An 18,760-nucleotide genomic window follows, 5' to 3' on the forward strand; every position below is an offset into this window, starting at 1 on the left:
GAGCCTTCGCAGCTGGCAAAGCCAACGCGAAAAGGCCTTGCGAGGAGCTTCAATTGGCTTTGAGTGAACATGTGATAGCGTGGCCACTCCTCGTTTTGAACATTGGCGCTTTGGTTCTGGTGCTGATGTATGCTGCCCAGATTCTCGCGTCACTTTTGCCACAGAAAGAAAACGGATCGATAAAGCCGAATGCTGCGGGACCGGTTGCAATCTTGGTACCCGCTCACGACGAGGAGACAGGAATTGGCGCCACGCTTATGGCAATCCGTGCGGCAATGGCTCCGGGCGACAGGCTTCTGGTTGTTGCCGACAACTGCTCTGACAAAACCGCGATCATCGCACGCGCCGCGGGGGCTGAAGTCATAGAGCGGCATGATCCATCACGGAGGGGAAAGGGTTTTGCTCTCGACGCCGGCATCCGGCATATTGCGCTGTCACCCCCAGCCGTAGTCATTATCGTTGATGCTGACTGCTTCCCCGAGCGGCAAGCCTTGAGCTGGCTTACGGCAGCCGCATCCAATAGCGGCCGGCCGACACAATCACTCTATCTGATGACATCTCCAGCCGACGCGCCTTTAAGTACAAAGGTCAGCGAATTCGCATTCAGCTTGAAGAACAAGGTGAGGCAGCGGGGCCTGCATAGGCTTGGCCTGCCCTGTCACCTGACAGGCAGCGGAATGGCTTTTCCGTGGGCGACAATCAGCACGCTCGACCTTGCCGACGGACATCTTGCCGAAGATATGAAGATGGGCCTGAATCTCGCTCTCGCAGGCCACCCACCTCTGTTTTGTGAACGCGCCGTCGTTCTGAGCGCGTTCCCGGAAACGATGACCGGGCTGGCCACACAGCGTGGACGCTGGATCAAAGGCCACATCACTTTGATCTCGACGGCCTTGCGCGCTCTTCCGACAGCACTTTATCAGGGGAAGCTAGCTGCAGCGCTGGCGGCTGTGGCGACTGCCATTCCGCCATTGACCGTTTTTATTCTCTTGCTCGGCCTGCTCTTCGCCATCAGTCTGATCGCCAGCCTCCTTGCAGAAGCGGCCTTACCGGCGGTCCTTGTTGCCTTTTTCAATCTGACCGTGGCAATGGCGATGACGTTCGTTGCGTGGGTAAAATTCGGCCAGGAGATACTCCCGCCGCGCGCCGCCATGCGTGCCGTATGGTTGATCCTGACGAGACTAGCGTCTGCTCCCCTCAATCTTGCACGCACGAGAACGTCATCCTGGATACGAACAGATCGCAGCCGGAGCGGCGAGTGAGTTCAACTGCCTACTTGTACTCGATTATTGCTTTCCGCTGCTTGGAAAGCAGCCCCGCAGCATAATGGGCGACCCCCTTTGCTTCAGCAAATTTACCTAGAACCATAAGGCTTGCGCGTTTGTAACTTGTGCGTTCTGTCATCCCAGTTCGCCAAGCCAAGCGGAATATCTGGACGGGGTAAAGCACCAGAAGCAGAAACACTCCGGAATGGATCACCCCGCCGATCAATGCCAGCGCCGGTATAAAGGCACCCCACACCAACGAGCGTTGCAAATTGACGCCCCAGATCCGTTTCTGGGACCTTCTGTGAAGCATAAAGATTTCTGCATAGGCATGTCCTGCCCGGACCGAGCGCTTGAACCACTGGTGGAAGTGTCTGATATCGACATCGTGCAGGGTCATTTCCGCGTTAATCCGCCAGATCTTCCAGCCACGCTCGCGCATCCTCAAACACATTTCAGGTTCTTCACCTGCAATCAATTCCGAGTCGTAGCCACCGACTTCGCGAAAGGCACTGCATCGAACAAGGCAATCGCCCCCACAGGCCTCCGCCTCGCCGACCGGTGTGTTCCATTCTTCGTCGCAAAGCTGATTGTATATTGAGGTCTCCGGAAACATCTCACGCCGGCGCCCGCAGACCACGGCCATTCCGGGGTTGGCGACCATGACGGCACGCGCTGTTTCCACCCAACCACTGGCAAGTTGACAGTCGCCGTCGACGAATTGCACGAAAGCAAGGTTTGGCACCAATTTCGCTAATTCCTCAAAACCGGCGTTGCGTGCGCGTGCGGCCGTGAATGGCTGGTCGGAAGGCAGTATGACCACTGTTAGACCCATCCGCTTCGCTGCTTCGACGCTGCCATCGGTGGAACCGGAATCCACATAGACTCCTCTTGAAGCGAGGTCTCCCAGGGATGCAAGGCAACCAAGGAGACGAGCGCCCTCGTTGCGCCCGATCAAGACGACACCGACATCGTTCAGGCCCTGGTCGGGCATATCCGTCATAGTGTGCTCCATGCCGGCAACGAGATCGCATCGAAGGGCGTGCCATAGCCGATTTCAAAACGCAGGAGGAGAAACACTGCGAGCGCTGAGAAAAAGACCAGGTGGAGCAGAAGGTCTTGCCGAACAAAGGACAGACCCTCCGCAAATTGTCCGCGAAGCACCGGAAGGTAGCGCAGGATTTCTCCGGCAATAATGGCGAGTATGGCCCCGGGAAGACCAAGGTAGTGAACTCCGACAGGAGTGAGGCACACGAGGGCCAGAAGCTTGACGATGTTCCCTGCCACGCCATAGGCGGGCTTGCCGACCCCCATCATCGTATACTCGTTCACGGTGCACAAAATTGCGAACCAGGACGCGACGAGGAGCAAGGCAAGCATCCAGCCCGCTTCGCCATAGCGTGCATCATAGATGATTGCGACGGCGACATCAGACAGGGCGACAGTCAGCGCTAAGCCGACGGACACAACCAGCAGAAGCTTGAGGCGCATTGGCCCGAGTTGCTGTCGCAGTGTTGCGCGAACTTCAGCAGAGTTGGCTGAAATCAATGGGAACACCAGTTGAAAACTGACCCTTGCAACCAGGGTCGCGGGTAGCTCCGAAATTGTCCTTGCGATCGCATAGATACCGAAAACCGCAAGCGGCAGAGATTGCGCCAGGAAGAGCTTGTCGAAGCTGTTGGCAAGAAAGACAAGCATCGAAGACAGGAATATCCATTTCCCAAAGGAGAGGACTTCACGAACATAAACCGCCTCCCAGGCAAACCAGTTGCGGGCGTCCGGGAGCAGATAGCTTGTCGCAGCACGGAAGAAGGCCGCAACGACACTGGCGATCATGATCGACCAGACCGTCGGGCTGAAATAGGCGAAAACAAGCACAAAAACAGTTGAGGCAATATCGCAAACCAGATCGAAGATGTTCAGTGTCTTCAACTGCATATGCCGTTGCATATAGTAGAGAGCCGTCGAGGCGGAGCCAAGCGCTACGATGGTCAGCGCAGCCAACTGTATGACGCCGGGAGGCACATCGTAATACGCGCCAAGCGGATAGGAAGCGAGCAACAGCAGTGTGCAGAGAAGGAAACTGCGCAGAACCTGGAGCGTCCAGGCCGTATAGCGAAACCGCGCATCGTCGGCGTTTTCGTTGCGCACAACAGATTGGCCGATCCCGACATCGGTCAGAAGTTCCATCCCGATCTTCAGGGTGGTGACGATCATGACCACCCCGAAGACATCTGGTGTGACGAGCCGGGTCAGCACGACATTGGAGCCGAAGCGAAGCGCCACAGTCAACGCATAGGTTCCCACGGTCCAAAGGGCGCCGTTGAAAATCCGCTTCTCTGAGATGGACGACATCAGTTTACTTTCGTGGGCCAGGCCGTCCGGGCGAGACGGGCTGGGGGAGAGAATGCGTTTCCGCGCGACGCAGGGGCATCAAAGGATCAGTGAGCGGCTGCCTCGATATTTCGGCATAGCGCCTCTGCGAGATCGTGGATGTTATGCAGTTGCGCGACGCGCTGCTGGCCGGCCAACCCCATCGTGCTCAGCTGTTCGGGCGTGGCGAGAAGGGCTGACCGCAAGGCCACCACGAGTTCATCGTGATTTCCCGGCGCCACCAGCCAGCCGCAACTCGGATCGACTAACTCGGGGATGGCGGTGATCCTGGTCGTGACGACCGGACGAGCCAAGGCCAAGGCCTCCATCAGGACAATCGGCAAGCCCTCATGGTAACTGGGCAGCAGCAGCGCGCGGCTTTCGCAAATCAGACGCTTTACCTGCGCGTTGGCCGCCCAACCTTTTAAGACAATCCGGTCCCCTCCCAGACCAAGGCGTTCAGCTTCCGCCTCGATCTCTGAGCGACTTTCACCGTCTCCGACAAGCAGGACCCGCAGATCAGGAAACTCCTCACGAAGCACGGCTACGGCTGCAGGGATGTGGACCTGGCCCTTCTGCGGACAAAGCCGACCAACACAGACGAAGGTGTGATTGTTTGACGCCACCGGTGCGCAAGGCTGGAATTCATCAAGATTGAGACCGCATCGGGCGATCACTATCTTTTCGTGATCGCGTGCAGACAAGCATCGCTCGACCAATAGGTTACGGCAATAGTCGGAGATAGCGATGACGAAAGCCGCATGCTGGATCTTCAGTCCAAAATTCGGCACGGTCTCGTTGACAAATTCGTCTGGTCCGTGGGCGGTAAAGCTGTACCGAGGCCCACCCATCAGATGCGACAGCATCACCACCGTGGTCGCGTTGGTCCCATAATGCGCATGGAAATGGTCGATATCGGCGCGGCGCGCTTTCTGCCGGAGGTCGGCTGCCTGCATCAGATAGGCAGCGTGCTGAACGACGCCCGCCTTTCCATCCCTGAAGAGCTTCATGGACGCAACCAGCGCTCGCCCTATCCCGCGCGGATTACGAAGTAGTTCACGCGTGAAAGACGCCAGAAGCGTTATGCCACGTCCCTGTAGAAGGTAGGCTGTTTGCGATGCTTCCGCGAGGTCCCGTTCATCGACAAGGGCAGTTGCGAACTTTCGCGCAGCAAACCGGACAACGACCTGCCCGCGCGCCTCAAGCGCCTCAATCTCGCGCCTGATGAATGTAGCACTCGGCACAGGGTAGGTGTTCAAGAAATAACCGATCTTCATAAAATTCCCTACACGAACAAAAGCATCGCAAAACTGACCATACCGGCTGCCTCTGATCGAGAGATCACAAGAAGGCTGCAGCCAAAAACTTCCTTTTTCGATACGCGTATAGCAAAACGGTATTCATCAGGACTAACGCCGGCTTTAATCTCTAGACAGGATTACATAGCAGATAATTAAAACGTCCATGTTCCATGCGCACACAAGGTCGCCGACCGACAGTTAAGAATTGATTTAGCAGGTTTTTTCAGCCAATCTAAGGATAGTGGGTCATATTCAACATTATCGCCAGCTCTTTCGCAGATAATGTTGGATCTCCCATTCCTACAGGTGCGCGTAGGCTCATTTGCGCCGCTGATAGAGTGTTGGAGTAATTTTTGGATGTTTAAGTGCCTTTTGATCGGCAATGAATCCCTTCTGGTCCAATGCGGACAACTCATTCTTGATCGCGGGAACTCGATCGCCGCGATTGTCACCTCCAACGATGCGGTAAAAAGCTGGGCCGGCCAAAACGGCATACCGTCGGTTGATTGGAGGGGCAGTCTAGAGCATGCGGTAGAGTCGATCGACTATGATTACCTCTTCAGCATCGCAAACCTTCGCATCATCCCCTCGCCGGTATGGCGCAAAGCCCGGCTCGGAGCGATCAATTTTCATGACGGCCCCCTACCTAGGTATGCCGGCCTCAACGTACCGGCCTGGGCTGTTATGCAGGGCGAGACCCGCTTCGGCGTCACGTGGCACGAGATCACCGATGGCGTCGACGGAGGCTGCATCCATATGCAGGCCGATTTCGATCTGAGCGCCGACGATACGAGCCTGAGCCTCAACACCAAGTGCTTTGCTGCCGGCATTGATTCCTTCGCAGCCCTGCTTGACGCGATCGCGAAATCCTCATTGCCGCGGGTCGCTCAGGACCTGTCGGTTCGCACTTACTATGCGAAGACCAAGCGGCCGGATGCGGCGGGTACTCTTCTTCTCGATCGGCCAGCTGAGCAACTCTCCAGCCTCTTTCGCGGCTTGAATTTTGGATCAGGCTACGTCAATCGCCTCGTCTGCCCAAAGCTGCGGCACGAGGACGGGATATTCATTGTTCGCCGCCTTACGGTACGTGACACAGCCGAGGGTCACACAGAGCCCGGCGTCGTTCTCGCGGTTGAGGCAGAAGGCGTGGTCGTTGCCACCGGGCGCGGTAGCGTGCTGCTCGAGGCCGTAAAGCAGGATCGGCACACGGAAACCAAGCTTAACGACTGTGTGCGTCCGGGTGACCGCCTCCCGCTTCTTTCAGAAGAGGAAATCAACGCGCTGACGTCCGCCGTTGGCGATCTGGTCAGGCATGAAGATCATTTCGTTCACGCCTTGAGGTCGGTGGAAGACGTCAAGCTTGTCGACGTCGCGGACCAGTCGGCTGGCGAAACGCGCTTCAAGACAATCGAGCTGGAATTTCCAGCCGATCTCGCTCGCAACACCCGCGTTGCGGCGATTGTCGCATTCCTGGCGCGGCTGTCGACACAGGACGAGTTCGACATCGCCTATGCCGGTCCGAAGACCCTTGATCTCGCCAGCCGTTTCCTGGGCTATTTCGCAGAGGCTGTACCGCTCCACCTCCAAGTGGATGCTGCTTGCACAGCAGCAACACTTCGAGACGCAGTTGCCGAAAACATTGCACGCCTGCGCGAGCGCGGAAGTCATCTGGCAGACCTCTTTTGGCGACACCCTGATCTGGCGCCGCCGCACTACAGTGTCGGGCTCGTGGATGGAAGAACGCCAAGCGACGGCAAAGGCTTGGCAGGTTGCGCGCTGACCTTCGTTATCGATGAGGCAGATGCTGGCGTCTCCATGATTTTTGATGACGCTCGGCTCCCATCTGACGTGGCCTCTCAATATGCGCGGCGCATAAAAATGCTCGCAGCGGCGTTTACGACCGACGACGCTTTGGTCGCGGAAATGCCGCTGATGACGGATGTCGAACTGGACATGGTCCAGAATGGCTGGAACGACAGCTCGAGGCCCTTCGATCCGACGACGTGCATGCATACCCTGATCGAACAGCAGGTCGCAAAGACGCCGGATGCAATTGCGATCGCATGGCGGGACGAGCAGATCAGCTACCGGGACATAGACGAACGCGCCAACCGCATTGCCCAGACGCTCATTGCAATGGGGGTCGGTCCTGACACCATGGTCGGGCTCAACATCCCACGCTGCACCAACCTGGTGGTGGCAGCTCTGGCCATTCAGAAGGCAGGCGGTGCCTATCTGCCTCTGGATCCGAATTTTCCGACGGACCGACTATCCTACATGGTCAAGGATAGCCGCCTGGAGATCATCCTTTCCAGTCGTATGACGGCTGATGCCCTTGATGAGCCGGGCACGCGCACCGTGTTCGTTGAGGACATTCTTGCGGCAAACCTTTCAGCCGGCAAGCCAGAGGTACCCGTCTCAGGTGAAAACCTCGCATATGTGATTTACACCTCGGGTTCGACCGGGCGGCCCAAGGGCGTGATGGTCGAGCATCGAAACGTCACGAATTTCTTCGTCGGCATGGACGAACGCATCAGCTATGATCGCGATAGGCAGCCGGTCTGGCTCGCTGTCACAAGCCTGTCCTTTGACATTTCCGTGCTGGAGTTGTTCTGGACACTCGCGCGCGGCTTCAAGGTCGTCATACACGCCTCGCAGCCGCAAGCTGGCAAGAGCAAGGTGGCTGGAAACCGGCCGTCCGGCGCAGGGCCGATGGACTTCGGTCTCTTCTACTGGGGCAATGACGACGGTGCCGGACCTGCCAAATATCACTTGCTTCTGGAAGGCGCCAAATTCGCCGACAACAATGGCTTCCAGTCCATCTGGACACCGGAACGGCACTTCCACGCCTTTGGCGGCCCTTATCCAAATCCGGCGGTTACCGGAGCCGCCGTCGCCGCGATCACAAAAAACCTGTCGATCCGAGCCGGCAGTTGCGTCCTGCCGCTCCATCATCCGATACGGATTGCCGAAGAATGGGCCGTGATCGACAATCTGAGCAATGGACGGGTGGCACTCGCCTTTGCCTCGGGATGGATGCCTGAAGACTTCGTGCTTCGTCCGGAGAATGCGCCGCCGAACAACAAAACGGCGATGATGCAAGGCATCGAAACCGTCCGCCGATTGTGGAGAGGCGAACGGATGGAGTTCGATTTCGGTCACGGAATGGCTGATGTTCTGACACAGCCGCGACCAGTCCAGTCGGAGCTTCCCGTATGGCTGACGACGGCTGGAAATCCCGAGACATACCGTGAAGCCGCACGTGCAGGCACCCATGTTCTCACCCACTTGCTGGGCCAATCGATCGACGAGCTTGCTTCGAAGATCAAGATCTACCGCGAAACCCTGGTCGAATGCGGTCGCTCACCGAGCGACTTCAAAGTGACACTGATGCTCCACACGCTTCTCGGCGACAACCTTGAAGAGGTCAGGGAGGCAGCACGTGGGCCAATGAAGGCTTACCTGAAGAGTGCGGCCGCATTGATCAAACAGTATGCCTGGGCTTTCCCAGCCTTCAAGAAGCCAGCCGGTGCCACAGCCGCCCACGACATCGATCTTCAGTCACTAAACGCCGATGAGTTGGACAGCATTCTGGAATTCGCCTTTCTGCGCTACTTCGAAGACAGTGGCCTGTTCGGCACGATCGATGACGCAATGGCCCGCGTTAGGCAGCTCGAAGAAATCGGTGTTGACGAGGTTGCCTGCCTGATCGATTTCGGCGTCCCCTCGCCGCTCGTTCTTGAGCGTCTTGTGCCTCTGGCCAAAGTCGTCGCGCAGGCGCGTACACGTCTGCCCGAGGTAGAGATTGAAAGCCAAGCTGCCAGTTTCCACGAAGACGTGCGTCGCCATGGTGTCACCCATCTTCAATGTACGCCTTCGATGATCCGCATGTTCCTTATCAACGGGGCTGACAGAGCTGCGTTCTCCGAGATAGCCCATCTGTTCGTCGGCGGAGAGGCCTTGACCAGTTCGCTTCTGCAAGAGATCAGGGCTGTCACCGATGCCAGCGTCGAAAACATGTATGGCCCGACGGAGACAACGATCTGGTCTTCGACGATGACCGCTGACATGTCGGAAAGCGTTGTTCCACTCGGTCTTCCGATCGCCAACACCCAGCTTTACGTGCTCGATCCCTCCGGACGGCTGACGGTTCCCGGCCAGCCTGGCGAACTCTACATCGGTGGGGACGGGGTGACACGGGGATATCTGCACCGCGAGGATCTCACACGCGAGCGCTTCCTGCCCAACCCATTCGCACCTGGCCGCATATACCGGACGGGCGATCTGGTCTGTCGTTCCCAAAACGGGAAGCTGCGGTTTCTCGGCCGCACCGATCACCAGGTTAAAGTCCGCGGCTACCGTATTGAACTTGGCGAGATCGAAGCCGTGATATCGGCCTATCCAGGCGTCGCCGAAGCTGTCGTGGTTGCGCGGGAGGATCGAGCTGACGATGTCAGGATTGTCGCTTACCTGCGCATGAACCAGCCGCTGCTCGATGAGGAGAGCCTGCGTCGACATCTCTCCGATGTCTTGCCTGACTATATGGTCCCTGCCCATTTCGTGGTTCTTGATGCTTTTCCGATGACACCGAATGCCAAGGTGGACCGCAAGGCGCTCCCGAAGCCCGAAGTGACGACGAAACCTTTGGCAAACGAAATCTTTGTCGCGCCGGAAAACACGCTGGAACGGGATCTTGCCGAAGCTTACCGACGCACACTGGGCCTCGATCGCGTCAGCTTGAACGACAACTTCTTCGCGATCGGCGGCCATTCACTTCTCGCTGTGCAACTGCATCGCGACCTCAAGGCAAGCATCGCACCTGACCTGACGATCACGGACGTGTTTCGCTTTCCGACGGTCGGAACCCTGGCGGCACATCTTGCCGATCGAGGGAAAGCGGACGAGCGGCTGAGCCAGGTCGCGGACCGGGCGGCGACCAGACGTGCAGCATTGGGTGACAGACGCGCGGCGCTCAGCCGACCGAGGACATGACGGCTGCGCATGACATCTTAGGGGACTTCCTCGGTCAAGGCGTGGCGCTGGCTCACGCAGACCCGCGCCTCGCATGCATCGACGCCCACCCTGAGGAGCTGAAATATGTTCAACAGGCCGTTGACAGCCGCAAGCGCGAGTTTCACGCCGCTCGCGCCTGTGCAAGGCAGGCGATGGGGCTTCTGGGGGAGCCGCCGGTCGCGATACCAGCAGCATCGGACAGATCTCCCGTCTGGCCGCCACATCTGATTGGAAGCATCAGCCATTGCGCGACCTTCTGCTTGGCTGTGGTCGCTCGCAAGGGCGAAAACTATGCTGCCATCGGCGTTGATGTCGAACCGGCCGAGGATCTGCCGGTCGAACTTATCGATGCGATCTGCTCGCCACGCGAAATGGCGGCACTGGACGAGAAACCGCCTGAACACCGGCTCCTCTGGGCACGCATCCTCTTCAGCGCCAAAGAAGCTGTCTACAAATGCCAGTATCCTCTGACCGGGACCATGCTCGATTTCCAGGATATGGAGGTCACCCTCGCCGACACCTGTTTCCAGGCGAAGTTGCAACGTCAAGCCGGCATGTTCGGCAAGGGTTCGATCCTCGAAGGGCGGGTTACCTTCGCCCACGGTTGCATCGTTACCGGAGTCACCGTTCCACTCGCCGGGCTGGGGGCCTGACCGCATGAATGCCGCGACGGAAGACCAAGCCTTGGACACTGCGCCGCTCTCGCGCCGAGATGCATCCGAGACGCTCCAGCAGGGAAGCGTCCTCCTGGCCACCGCTGTGCGATTGAGACGCGGGCCCCGCGGGCTGCAAATCGATGACCAGACTTTTGCAGGTCTTGCGCGCTATGCCGAGAATTTCCGGTGGGTCAAATTTGCCGGCATCGCACTCGACTCGGAGAAAGAGGAGGAAACATCGGTCACATGGCTAGACGTCATTGATCACCCCCATGCGGACCGCATCGAATTCATCGCTCTGCCACACGCCTACCGGATCAGCAGCTTTCTTCGATGCTACAAACGCACCCGCTCTGTCCTGGGTGATCATATTCGTCAGGTCGACCATCTCTGCTTCACCCTCGGCTATCTGTTCGGGGATTGGGGAGCGGTAGCCGCACTTGAAGCCGATGCTCAGGGCCGCAAGTTCGCAGTCTGGTTCGATAGGGTGGAGCACGACGTGATTGCCCGAACGCTGCCGACGCTGAATTTCCGCCGTCGGATCAAGGAACGGGCAACACTGCCGATCATGAAGCGATATCATCGCTACCTGATCGGCCGCAGCGCTCTGGGACTGTTCCAGGGACGCGACACGTTCAACGCCTATGCCGAAGCTTCGTCCAATCCGGTCTGTATGTATGACGTGCACACGGATGAAGGCGACAAAATCAGCCCGGAAGATCTGCGGATCAAAACGGCGAGGGCCATGTCGGGCGCACCGCTGCGCATCCTCTACGCAGGCAGGGCAGCGGAGATGAAGGGACCCGAAGACTGGATTGCGAGCCTCGCTGAGGCGGCCACGAGAGGGGTCAAGTTCAAGGCCCGCTGGCTCGGAGACGGACCCCTGCTTCCACGCATGCAGGCATTGCTGGAAAAAACAGGCCTGACGGATAGGGTGAAGCTGATGGGGCACGTCGCCGATCGCGAGACCGTCTTGCAGGCCATGCGCGAGAGCGATCTGTTCCTGTTCTGCCACAAGACACCGGAATCCCCACGCTGCCTGATCGAATCTCTCGTCAGCGGTTGCCCGATCGTTGGCTATGCCTCGCCCTACCCGCAAGATCTGCTCTCGCTCCACGGCGGCGGCACGCTGACGCCGCTCGATGATCCCGCAGAACTCGGCCTGAAGATCGCCGAACTGGATCAGAACCGGCAAACGCTTGCAAAAGATATCCAGAACGCCGCTCTGTCAGGAATGTGCTTCGATGAAGCCACGCTCTATCTCCGCCGTGCAGAACTGCTGAAGGCCTTCACATGAGACGACCTCGCGCCGTCACGATGCTTGCCTGCGCCGCCGTTGTCGGGAGCGGTCTCGGGATCGCATTGATCGACCCGGCGCAGATTTCTCACAACCATACAGAAGGGGACAGTCGTATGGACGTGTCTTTGCCTGATCCTCAGGAGATGATCGGCAAGCGCCGGATCTTCGTGTCCGGCCACAGTCTGACCGCACGCCCGATGCCGGATTTCCTCCAGGAAATCACCGCAGCTTCCGGTTTGGCGATTTCCTGGGACGGACAGCACGCTGACGGCTCTTCGATCAAGGACCGCTCCTTCGGTCAGGATGCCTTACAGCCCTGGTCAGGTTTTGCGGTCGGACAGGATGCAAGCGGCAATCCCGCGAATGTCCTGTCAATGCTGAAAGCAGCAGCGGTTGATGGCAAGCCGTATGATGTCCTGCTGATCACGGAACAGCATCGCCTCCTGGACGCCCTGCTCTGGCAGGATACGAAACAATATCTCCGTGCCTATCGCGACCGCTTCATCAGCTCCAACCCGCAGGCGGAAATCCTGTTCTTCACCCCTTGGATCAGCCTCTCTGACAAGGATGACCCCAGGGACTGGATTTCCTACGAGCGCGCAGCGTGGCCTATGTGGCAGTGCACGGTCGCCGATGTCAATCGAGGCTTTGAGCGGGAGGATGGCAGTCGACCGATACGGATAATCCCGGCATCGCTGGCGCTGGCTGCGCTGATGGAAAACCTGGAGCAAAACCCGGATCAGCCAGGATTTGAAGGCCTGAAAGGGCGCCAACTGACTGATGCCCTCTTCTCTGACACGGTGCATCTGACACCACTGGGAAGCTACTTCGTGGCCGCCGTCACCACGAACGCTCTTTATGGCGATTTGCCGTCTGAGGATCACCCGCACAACATCCCGGCTGAACAGGCAAAGACCTTGAAGCGTTTCGCGGCAAACTTCATTGCCGACTACCGCCGTTCTGAACCGACCTTCGGGGAGGGATGCCCCAGGACGGTCGGTTGGGCCTTCATCGCCCACTACACTGGCTACATCGAGAAGACCTATCACCGCGAAGCCATGGGTTATGTTCGCGCGAAGCTTCAGCGACTGCGTGACCTGCTCCGCTTCGCGCGAACCATCTAAACCAGAACCGGTCCGCCCACCTCCCCCATTCCGTGAATCCGGCACCGAAGGCAAGTGCTAGTCGAACATGGGTGACTTGAGCCAATGCCTTCCAGTTTGGAGGATCCACCGGGTCAAGGTCAGTCGAGATGGTCTCGGGAAGCTTGCGGAAGCCGCAAACGCAAAGACAGCCCCCATTTGTTGGAGCCGGTTGAAGATTTGCTTTGGATGTATTTGGTTGCAGGGGCCTGATTGCACGGAGACTTGTACAAAACCCGGGTCTAGAGCGCTGAATCCGACCATTTGTCAGGTAAGCAGAATTATGGAACTCTCAGCTTCAACGGCATCGCTATGGCCGGGAGCAGCATCGTCCCACCCAGCGAAAGATCGCTAAGACTCGGCTTCACGATGCGGCGTTGACCGCCGATATCACGGCGCTCGATTTCCATTATCGGGCAATTTTATGGCCCGTGCAACTATAACGGTCGCGTTGTCCTGACGGGGGCGGTCCTTTGCTGCCACAGCCTCCAGCAGATGTTGGCTGAGTGCACCGATCTCAACACCACTTTGCGCCTCCAGGATTTCGTCGATCTCTCGACTGTCCAGACTGTCCAGGCCGTCGCTCGCAATGATCAGGATATCGCCTACGGCCACGCTCCTTCCCGTTGCACTGTAGTCCAATCTGTGGATCGGATCACCAGTCACGGCTGAGAGAAGGAGATGACGTGATGGACTGTTGCGCGCTTCCTCGGCGCTCATTTCGCCATTCTTGACCGCAATGGCCAATCGCCCCGCCATTGAATGATCTGCGTTGATACGCGAAAGTCCGGACTGCGTCTTCAGAAGCACTATGGAATCGCCGACGCTCAGCCATCTAAAGCCTCGATGACCGAGTTCCACGGCTATCAGAGTGCATCCCATTCCTTGATCGTGCGGGTTGTCGGAGACGTGTCGAGCAATGGCTTTATTTGCTGCGTTGAGTGCCGGCAGAAATTCGTCTGAGGCTAGTCCAGATGTTCCAGTGACCGTCTGTATGAATTTGGTCACAGCGAGTTTAGCGGCCGTCGCCCCGGCAGCATGCCCTCCCATGCCATCTGCTAGCACGCATAGGAATTGACCATCGTTACCATGGACTTCGCAGTAATCCTCTTGCTCTTCACGGCGACCTAAAATCTGGCTTGCTGCAAACTCCCACTCTACCGTCATTTGTCTTCTAAACTGGACCAGTTGAAGTTTTCCGAGCAAAGCGGAACGAACATGAGCCGTGTCGAGCCAATGTCGATCATATCCCCGTGGGCTAGTTCCATTGGTGCCAGGACCGGTTTGCCATTCAGACGGACTAGGTTCGTCTTGCCACCATGCTGAATGTAGAAGTCTTGCTGCATGTCGTCGAACACGACAAAAGCATGCGCCTCGCGCGAAATGCTCTCATCGCCAAAATCGAGAGGGATACGCTGGTTAGTCGCGCGGCCGAGACTGTTCATGCCGAAGTAGATTTCCAGCGAATGACCTCTGCCCGGGCCGGAAACGACAACCAGCCAACCGGCAACCAACTCGTGCTCTTGTTCCGGACCGCTCGGCGTCCGGGGGCGCGGCGATGACGATGCCAGACGGGTTACGGCATCATTGGGTTCCTGCGGGCGCGGCCTGTCGGCTGCTAGACTTGAACCGCCTATAACCCGCGTGGCCTGTTCGGCTTCATTTGGTTGGGATGCAGGTTTCAGGAGGCGTGTGCGCTCGTCATCGCTCATGGCAGGCCTTCTTTCGAGTATGTGGTTTGACGGTCATTTCAATTCTCAATCGCGACAAAGCGGAAGCTTGTTTCTCCCAGGCTGATAACGTCGCCGGAGAGCAGTTCCGCCTTCGCAACTCTTTGGCCATTCACGACGACGCCATTCACCGTGTCCAGATCGGTGATGACGGGAGACTGGCCGGGGAGTATGTGAAACACCGCGTGGTGGCGGTGTACGCTGTCATCTTCAAGTTGAAAATCATTCTCGGAATGCCGTCCAATGGTGATGTTTCGCTCTCGGATCTCGAATCGCAAATCACTGCCGTCCATCGATTCAAAAAAGCCGAAGGGTTCGCCGGACGCGAGCAACGGACTGGGATTTTCATCCGCTCGCATCGGCTGTGTGTAGAAAGTTTCATGGTTGTCGGCTCCATCTCCGACCGCAACAATATCCGGCTTGGCAGCCTGTTTGGCATTGCGGAGCACCAGGATAGCCAAGATTCCGACGATAAAAAGCGGAATGCCCAGCAACAGGATCCACGCAAAAGTCTCATTGTCCGCAGCCCAATCACGACTTCCGGGCAAGATCGGGTCAAAGGCAGCATATATTTCGGCGATGAGAGGACGCGGTTCGGGTGGAGGCGGAACTGGCGCAGCCTTTATCGGCGCCCGCTCTGGGGCTGGCTGTGGCGCAACGAAGGCATTCGCTTTTTCTCCCTCGATGGTCGCTCCATCCACAAGGGCCAAACGGGGCGCAATCGTCATTTCGCCGGATAGAGTGCCGAGAGGTGCCGTGATTTGGCCGCCGTTCGTCAGATATCGAGTGAAGTTGGCGATGAATTCAGCCGGAAGGTCCTGGTTTCCGACGCTGGAAACAAACGGGCCGTCTGTTTCGGATGCAAGTCGTTCAACCTCTTGAAGATATACGGTCTCGGAGCGTTTCTCAGCGATGCCTATTCCATAGATGACAACGCCCGCCTCTTTCGCATGCTTGACGACATCTTCGCGGCTGTAGGCTGTGTCTTCCGCCTTGCCGTCGGAAATCAACACAAGTGCACGCCGTTCGGCTGGGACCTTTTTGAGAATATCAATTGCTTTTATCGCGGTGAAATAGAAGGCCGTCGCCGCGCCGTCAGCCTTCACGCTTGCAAAACGGCTGTCAAAATCCGCATAGGGATCTCCTGGCGATATGATGACGCGGAGATCTTCGGCAAATGTTCCCACTGCCATAATGTTTCGTGCATTGGCCTGTGCATAGAGGCTTTTGACGAGGGCGATACTGCGCTTCACTGTGGCGGAACGGGCAGGATTGGACCTGTCGATCAGGAAGAACCAAGCTGCCTTTCCGTCACCATCTTCAAAGGAGTTGAAGGTTGAGTCAGCCAGCGGCTTGTCACCGGCCAGGATTGTCGCTTTTTTCACCTGTACCGGGTTGAGGAGGCGAACGTCGCAACTCGCTCTGGGATCCGTTTTTTCTCCCGTGACCGTACACGTGGAAACAACGCCTTGATCAGCGCCATAGGCGACGCCCGACAGGATGAACGCGGCAGCAAATACAGACAAGCTTAGACGCATACAAGGGCCCCCATACCCGAACTATTCCGCTTCTTACCCCGCGAAAACACTAGAGGCATCAACCCGTGGTGTAAAGGAACAGGAAAGGGCAATATTCAGCTTCCGCTTTCGTCACGATCCGGAAAGATGCGGTGAATTCGAAAACTCGGCCGATTGGTGTCAAGATCTGTCGTTCTTCCGGCAACAATAATGGATCCGTCGTCCATCAGTGAGAGGGTCCGAGACATAGTTTCCGAACTGTCGGTGCCGGTACTCTCCCACACGGTGGTTCTGAGGTCTGGAGAGAGCTTGACGATCCAAGCGGAAGAATACTCAATTCCCGCAGAATCGCTTGATCCGGCAGCATAAACATAGCCACCTGAGTCGGTGGCAATGCTTGCGAGGCGGTCTTGGCCTTGTTTAGCCAGCACTTTTGGCGGCATCTTGTTGTCTGGAGTCAGGCGCAGGATGATGCCATCTGCCGTGCTTGTGCCAAAGCTTGTGGTTTCGCCCGCGAGCAAAATGTCGCCATTCGCCCCCACCGTCATTCCATTGATGCGATCGACACCGCTCCCGCCCGGCTGGCGGTCGAGAAGTACAGCTCCGTCTGACGAAAGTCGTATGATCCAGAAATTGGGATCAGAACCGGCCAGATCCCCGGTCTGGCCCGCGGCCACCAACCCTCCCCCTACGGTCTCGACCACACTCGTGAACATCCCACCGTCGGGGTGGTCAAAATTACGATCGTCGATGAGTTCTCCCTGTGGGGATATCTCAAGCATCCATCCTTGGGGCAGGCTGTTGATGTTCTTGGTCGTCGTGCCGACGCTGACAAAGTTTCCGGATGCACGTTGTACGACAGACAATAGACGGTCTGAACCGGGCCCACCGAAACGGCGGGCCCATGCGACCTCACCCTTTGGCGTGAAACGCGCGACGATCGCATCAGATCGTGTATCCCCTGATGCGGTTGCTTCGCCTACCGCGATCACGCTCCCGTCCGCCAATTGTGTGACAGCGTGGAAGACATCCTCACCGGTCTCACCAAATGCGGCCGTCCAGACAGTTTTGCCGCTTCTGGACAGGCGATACACGACCGCCTGCTGCTTGAGCGGCGTATCGAAAACTTCGTAGCCTGCCACGGTGATGAGATTATCCCGCGTTGCAGATGCCAGAGCTTCACCCTTGCGACCGTCTCCGAGGGTCACATCCCAAGCGGAAGACAATGCGGCCACGTTTTGGCGCGCCTGGTCAATGTTCGGACTGTCAGGATAGTCCCTGATGAAGGAGGCATAGGTGCTCTCATTGTCAAGCACCGAGGCCGTATCCCATGCCTGGGCTTCCTCCGCATGGAGATGTCCCTGGTAGAGCAAGTATCCGGCGCCTGCGGCAATCATCACAACCACGGCCGAAACGTATGCGACCAAGTGTGAGCCCCTAGGCTTTGCTGGCTTTGACGTTGAAAGGCCACCTCGATCCGGTTTTGTTTGCGTCGAGGTCTCAACATGCGAGATGGCCGGCTCGGCGGAGATAGCCCCCCCCATCAGATCCTTGCGCCACGCCTGGATACTTTGCGGGCGAGACTTTGTCTGGGGGGCGAGGCCCTTCTGGATGGCGGCAAGATATTCACTGCTGTAGCCTTCGCCCCCCATCGCCTCAAGCGACGTCATTGGATCGGGCTCACCGTTGTTTATCGCGTCCAGCCGCGCCATCGCATCAGGTGGCTTCTTGCCGGCAATACAGCGATACAAGGTGGCAGAAAGCGCATAAATATCCGTCCAGGGGCCTTGGCGCCCCTCCGAGTAATATTGTTCGGGTGCCGAATAGCCGTCCTTGACAACGAGATTGAGAGTCTTGCTGTGCTGTCCAAGTGTCAGGCGCGCAGCACCGAAATCTAGAAGGAGAGCTTCGCCTGACGGCCGGATGTAGATGTTGTCCGGCGCTATGTCACGATGTGCGATGTTCTCTCGATGCACCGATGACAGAGCGTCGAGAATGGGCTGGAGGATCGTGTCGAGTTGTGCCTGGCTCGGCCGGCCGGGAAGCGTCTTCAGCCACGCGTCAAGGGACTGGCCTCTGACAAACTCAAGCACCATGTAAGCGGTATTGTTCTCTTCCTTGAGTATCTGCAGGACCTGGACGATGCCGGGATGTCGGAACTTGGCGAGAGTGGTCGCTTCGTCCATGAATTTGCCCAGTGCCCACTTGTAATCAACTTCGCTTTGAGGGGTGGCCGGGGTCACGGCCGTCCCCTCGCGCATTACGAAATCGCGGGGATAGCACTCCTTGATGGCAACCTGGCGCTGCAACTCGGTATCATAGGCCAGATAGGTGATGCCGAAGCCCCCTTGGCCTATCACCTTCTCGATCCGGTACTGCCGCAGCATCGTGTTTGCTGGCAGCGTGTTTTTGTATTCCATCGATCCCAACCCAGATGGCCCGCAACAAATGATAGAAGCACGC

At 57.7% G+C, this 18,760-nt stretch carries 12 protein-coding genes; 5 read left to right on the forward strand and 7 right to left on the reverse strand.

The window, feature by feature from the left end:
• Window positions 1–53: 53 nt before the first annotated feature.
• Window positions 54–1,262, forward strand: coding sequence for a glycosyltransferase family 2 protein (locus C0V73_RS20725; RefSeq protein ID WP_102021918.1), 1,209 nt, complete (start codon window positions 54–56; stop codon window positions 1,260–1,262).
• A 10-nt stretch (window positions 1,263–1,272) separates the two neighbouring features.
• Here the strand turns inward: C0V73_RS20725 and C0V73_RS20730 are convergent, their stop codons facing one another.
• The 3 genes from C0V73_RS20730 to C0V73_RS20740 form a co-directional block, all read right to left on the reverse strand.
• Window positions 1,273–2,268 carry a glycosyltransferase gene (locus C0V73_RS20730; RefSeq protein WP_245408051.1) on the reverse strand — a complete coding sequence of 332 codons (996 nt, stop codon included), beginning with the start codon at window positions 2,266–2,268 and terminating at the stop codon, window positions 1,273–1,275.
• Complete coding sequence (locus tag C0V73_RS20735) at window positions 2,265–3,620, reverse strand: oligosaccharide flippase family protein (protein WP_102021919.1); 1,356 nt, start codon at window positions 3,618–3,620, stop codon at window positions 2,265–2,267. The genes C0V73_RS20730 and C0V73_RS20735 overlap by 4 nt, the downstream gene beginning before the upstream one ends.
• 86 nt (window positions 3,621–3,706) lie before the next feature.
• Window positions 3,707–4,915 (reverse strand): glycosyltransferase, encoded by a 1,209-nt coding sequence (locus C0V73_RS20740; RefSeq protein ID WP_102021920.1) that lies wholly within the window; start codon window positions 4,913–4,915, stop codon window positions 3,707–3,709.
• Window positions 4,916–5,296: 381 nt separating this feature from the next.
• Between C0V73_RS20740 and C0V73_RS20745 the strand changes: the two genes are divergently transcribed.
• Genes C0V73_RS20745 through C0V73_RS20760 form a run of 4 tightly spaced genes read left to right on the forward strand, consistent with a single transcriptional unit; the run spans window position 5,297 to window position 13,032 of the window.
• Window positions 5,297–9,931 (forward strand): MupA/Atu3671 family FMN-dependent luciferase-like monooxygenase, encoded by a 4,635-nt coding sequence (locus C0V73_RS20745; protein ID WP_102021921.1) that lies wholly within the window; start codon window positions 5,297–5,299, stop codon window positions 9,929–9,931.
• Window positions 9,928–10,605 (forward strand): 4'-phosphopantetheinyl transferase superfamily protein, encoded by a 678-nt coding sequence (locus C0V73_RS20750; protein WP_102021922.1) that lies wholly within the window; start codon window positions 9,928–9,930, stop codon window positions 10,603–10,605. Before C0V73_RS20745 ends, C0V73_RS20750 begins: the two co-directional genes overlap by 4 nt.
• Before the next feature lie 31 nt (window positions 10,606–10,636).
• Complete coding sequence (locus C0V73_RS20755) at window positions 10,637–11,905, forward strand: glycosyltransferase (protein ID WP_172450251.1); 1,269 nt, start codon at window positions 10,637–10,639, stop codon at window positions 11,903–11,905.
• A complete protein-coding gene (locus C0V73_RS20760; protein ID WP_143708358.1) occupies window positions 11,902–13,032 on the forward strand; it encodes a hypothetical protein in 1,131 nt (376 codons plus the stop codon). Before C0V73_RS20755 ends, C0V73_RS20760 begins: the two co-directional genes overlap by 4 nt.
• Window positions 13,033–13,440: 408 nt before the next feature.
• Here C0V73_RS20760 and C0V73_RS20765 read toward each other — a convergent pair whose 3' ends face one another.
• From C0V73_RS20765 to C0V73_RS20780, 4 genes are all read right to left on the reverse strand, one after another.
• Window positions 13,441–14,217 (reverse strand): protein phosphatase 2C domain-containing protein, encoded by a 777-nt coding sequence (locus tag C0V73_RS20765; RefSeq protein ID WP_102021925.1) that lies wholly within the window; start codon window positions 14,215–14,217, stop codon window positions 13,441–13,443.
• Entirely contained in the window at window positions 14,214–14,762 is a 549-nt protein-coding gene (locus C0V73_RS20770) for an FHA domain-containing protein (RefSeq protein ID WP_102021926.1), read from the reverse strand. The genes C0V73_RS20765 and C0V73_RS20770 overlap by 4 nt, the downstream gene beginning before the upstream one ends.
• 38 nt (window positions 14,763–14,800) lie before the next feature.
• On the reverse strand, window positions 14,801–16,318 hold the full coding sequence (locus C0V73_RS20775; protein ID WP_102021927.1) for an FHA domain-containing protein: 1,518 nt from the start codon (window positions 16,316–16,318) through the stop codon (window positions 14,801–14,803).
• 95 nt (window positions 16,319–16,413) lie between these two features.
• Complete coding sequence (locus C0V73_RS20780; protein WP_102021928.1) at window positions 16,414–18,717, reverse strand: serine/threonine-protein kinase; 2,304 nt, start codon at window positions 18,715–18,717, stop codon at window positions 16,414–16,416.
• Window positions 18,718–18,760: the final 43 nt, after the last annotated feature.

This window comes from Rhizobium sp. TH135 (assembly GCF_002855515.1).
Lineage (GTDB): Bacteria > Pseudomonadota > Alphaproteobacteria > Rhizobiales > Rhizobiaceae > Allorhizobium.

Bases quoted from the DNA above. Each gene is read 5' to 3' on its own strand.
- C0V73_RS20730 (WP_245408051.1), bottom strand. From the start codon at position 2,268: ATGACGGATATGCCCGACCAGGGCCTGAACGATGTCGGTGTCGTCTTG.
- C0V73_RS20735 (WP_102021919.1), bottom strand. From the start codon at position 3,620: ATGTCGTCCATCTCAGAGAAGCGGATTTTCAACGGCGCCCTTTGGACC.
- C0V73_RS20740 (WP_102021920.1), bottom strand. From the start codon at position 4,915: ATGAAGATCGGTTATTTCTTGAACACCTACCCTGTGCCGAGTGCTACA.
- C0V73_RS20745 (WP_102021921.1), top strand. From the start codon at position 5,297: ATGTTTAAGTGCCTTTTGATCGGCAATGAATCCCTTCTGGTCCAATGC.
- C0V73_RS20750 (WP_102021922.1), top strand. From the start codon at position 9,928: ATGACGGCTGCGCATGACATCTTAGGGGACTTCCTCGGTCAAGGCGTG.
- C0V73_RS20760 (WP_143708358.1), top strand. From the start codon at position 11,902: ATGAGACGACCTCGCGCCGTCACGATGCTTGCCTGCGCCGCCGTTGTC.
- C0V73_RS20765 (WP_102021925.1), bottom strand. From the start codon at position 14,217: ATGACGGTAGAGTGGGAGTTTGCAGCAAGCCAGATTTTAGGTCGCCGT.
- C0V73_RS20770 (WP_102021926.1), bottom strand. From the start codon at position 14,762: ATGAGCGATGACGAGCGCACACGCCTCCTGAAACCTGCATCCCAACCA.
- C0V73_RS20775 (WP_102021927.1), bottom strand. From the start codon at position 16,318: ATGCGTCTAAGCTTGTCTGTATTTGCTGCCGCGTTCATCCTGTCGGGC.
- C0V73_RS20780 (WP_102021928.1), bottom strand. From the start codon at position 18,717: ATGGAATACAAAAACACGCTGCCAGCAAACACGATGCTGCGGCAGTAC.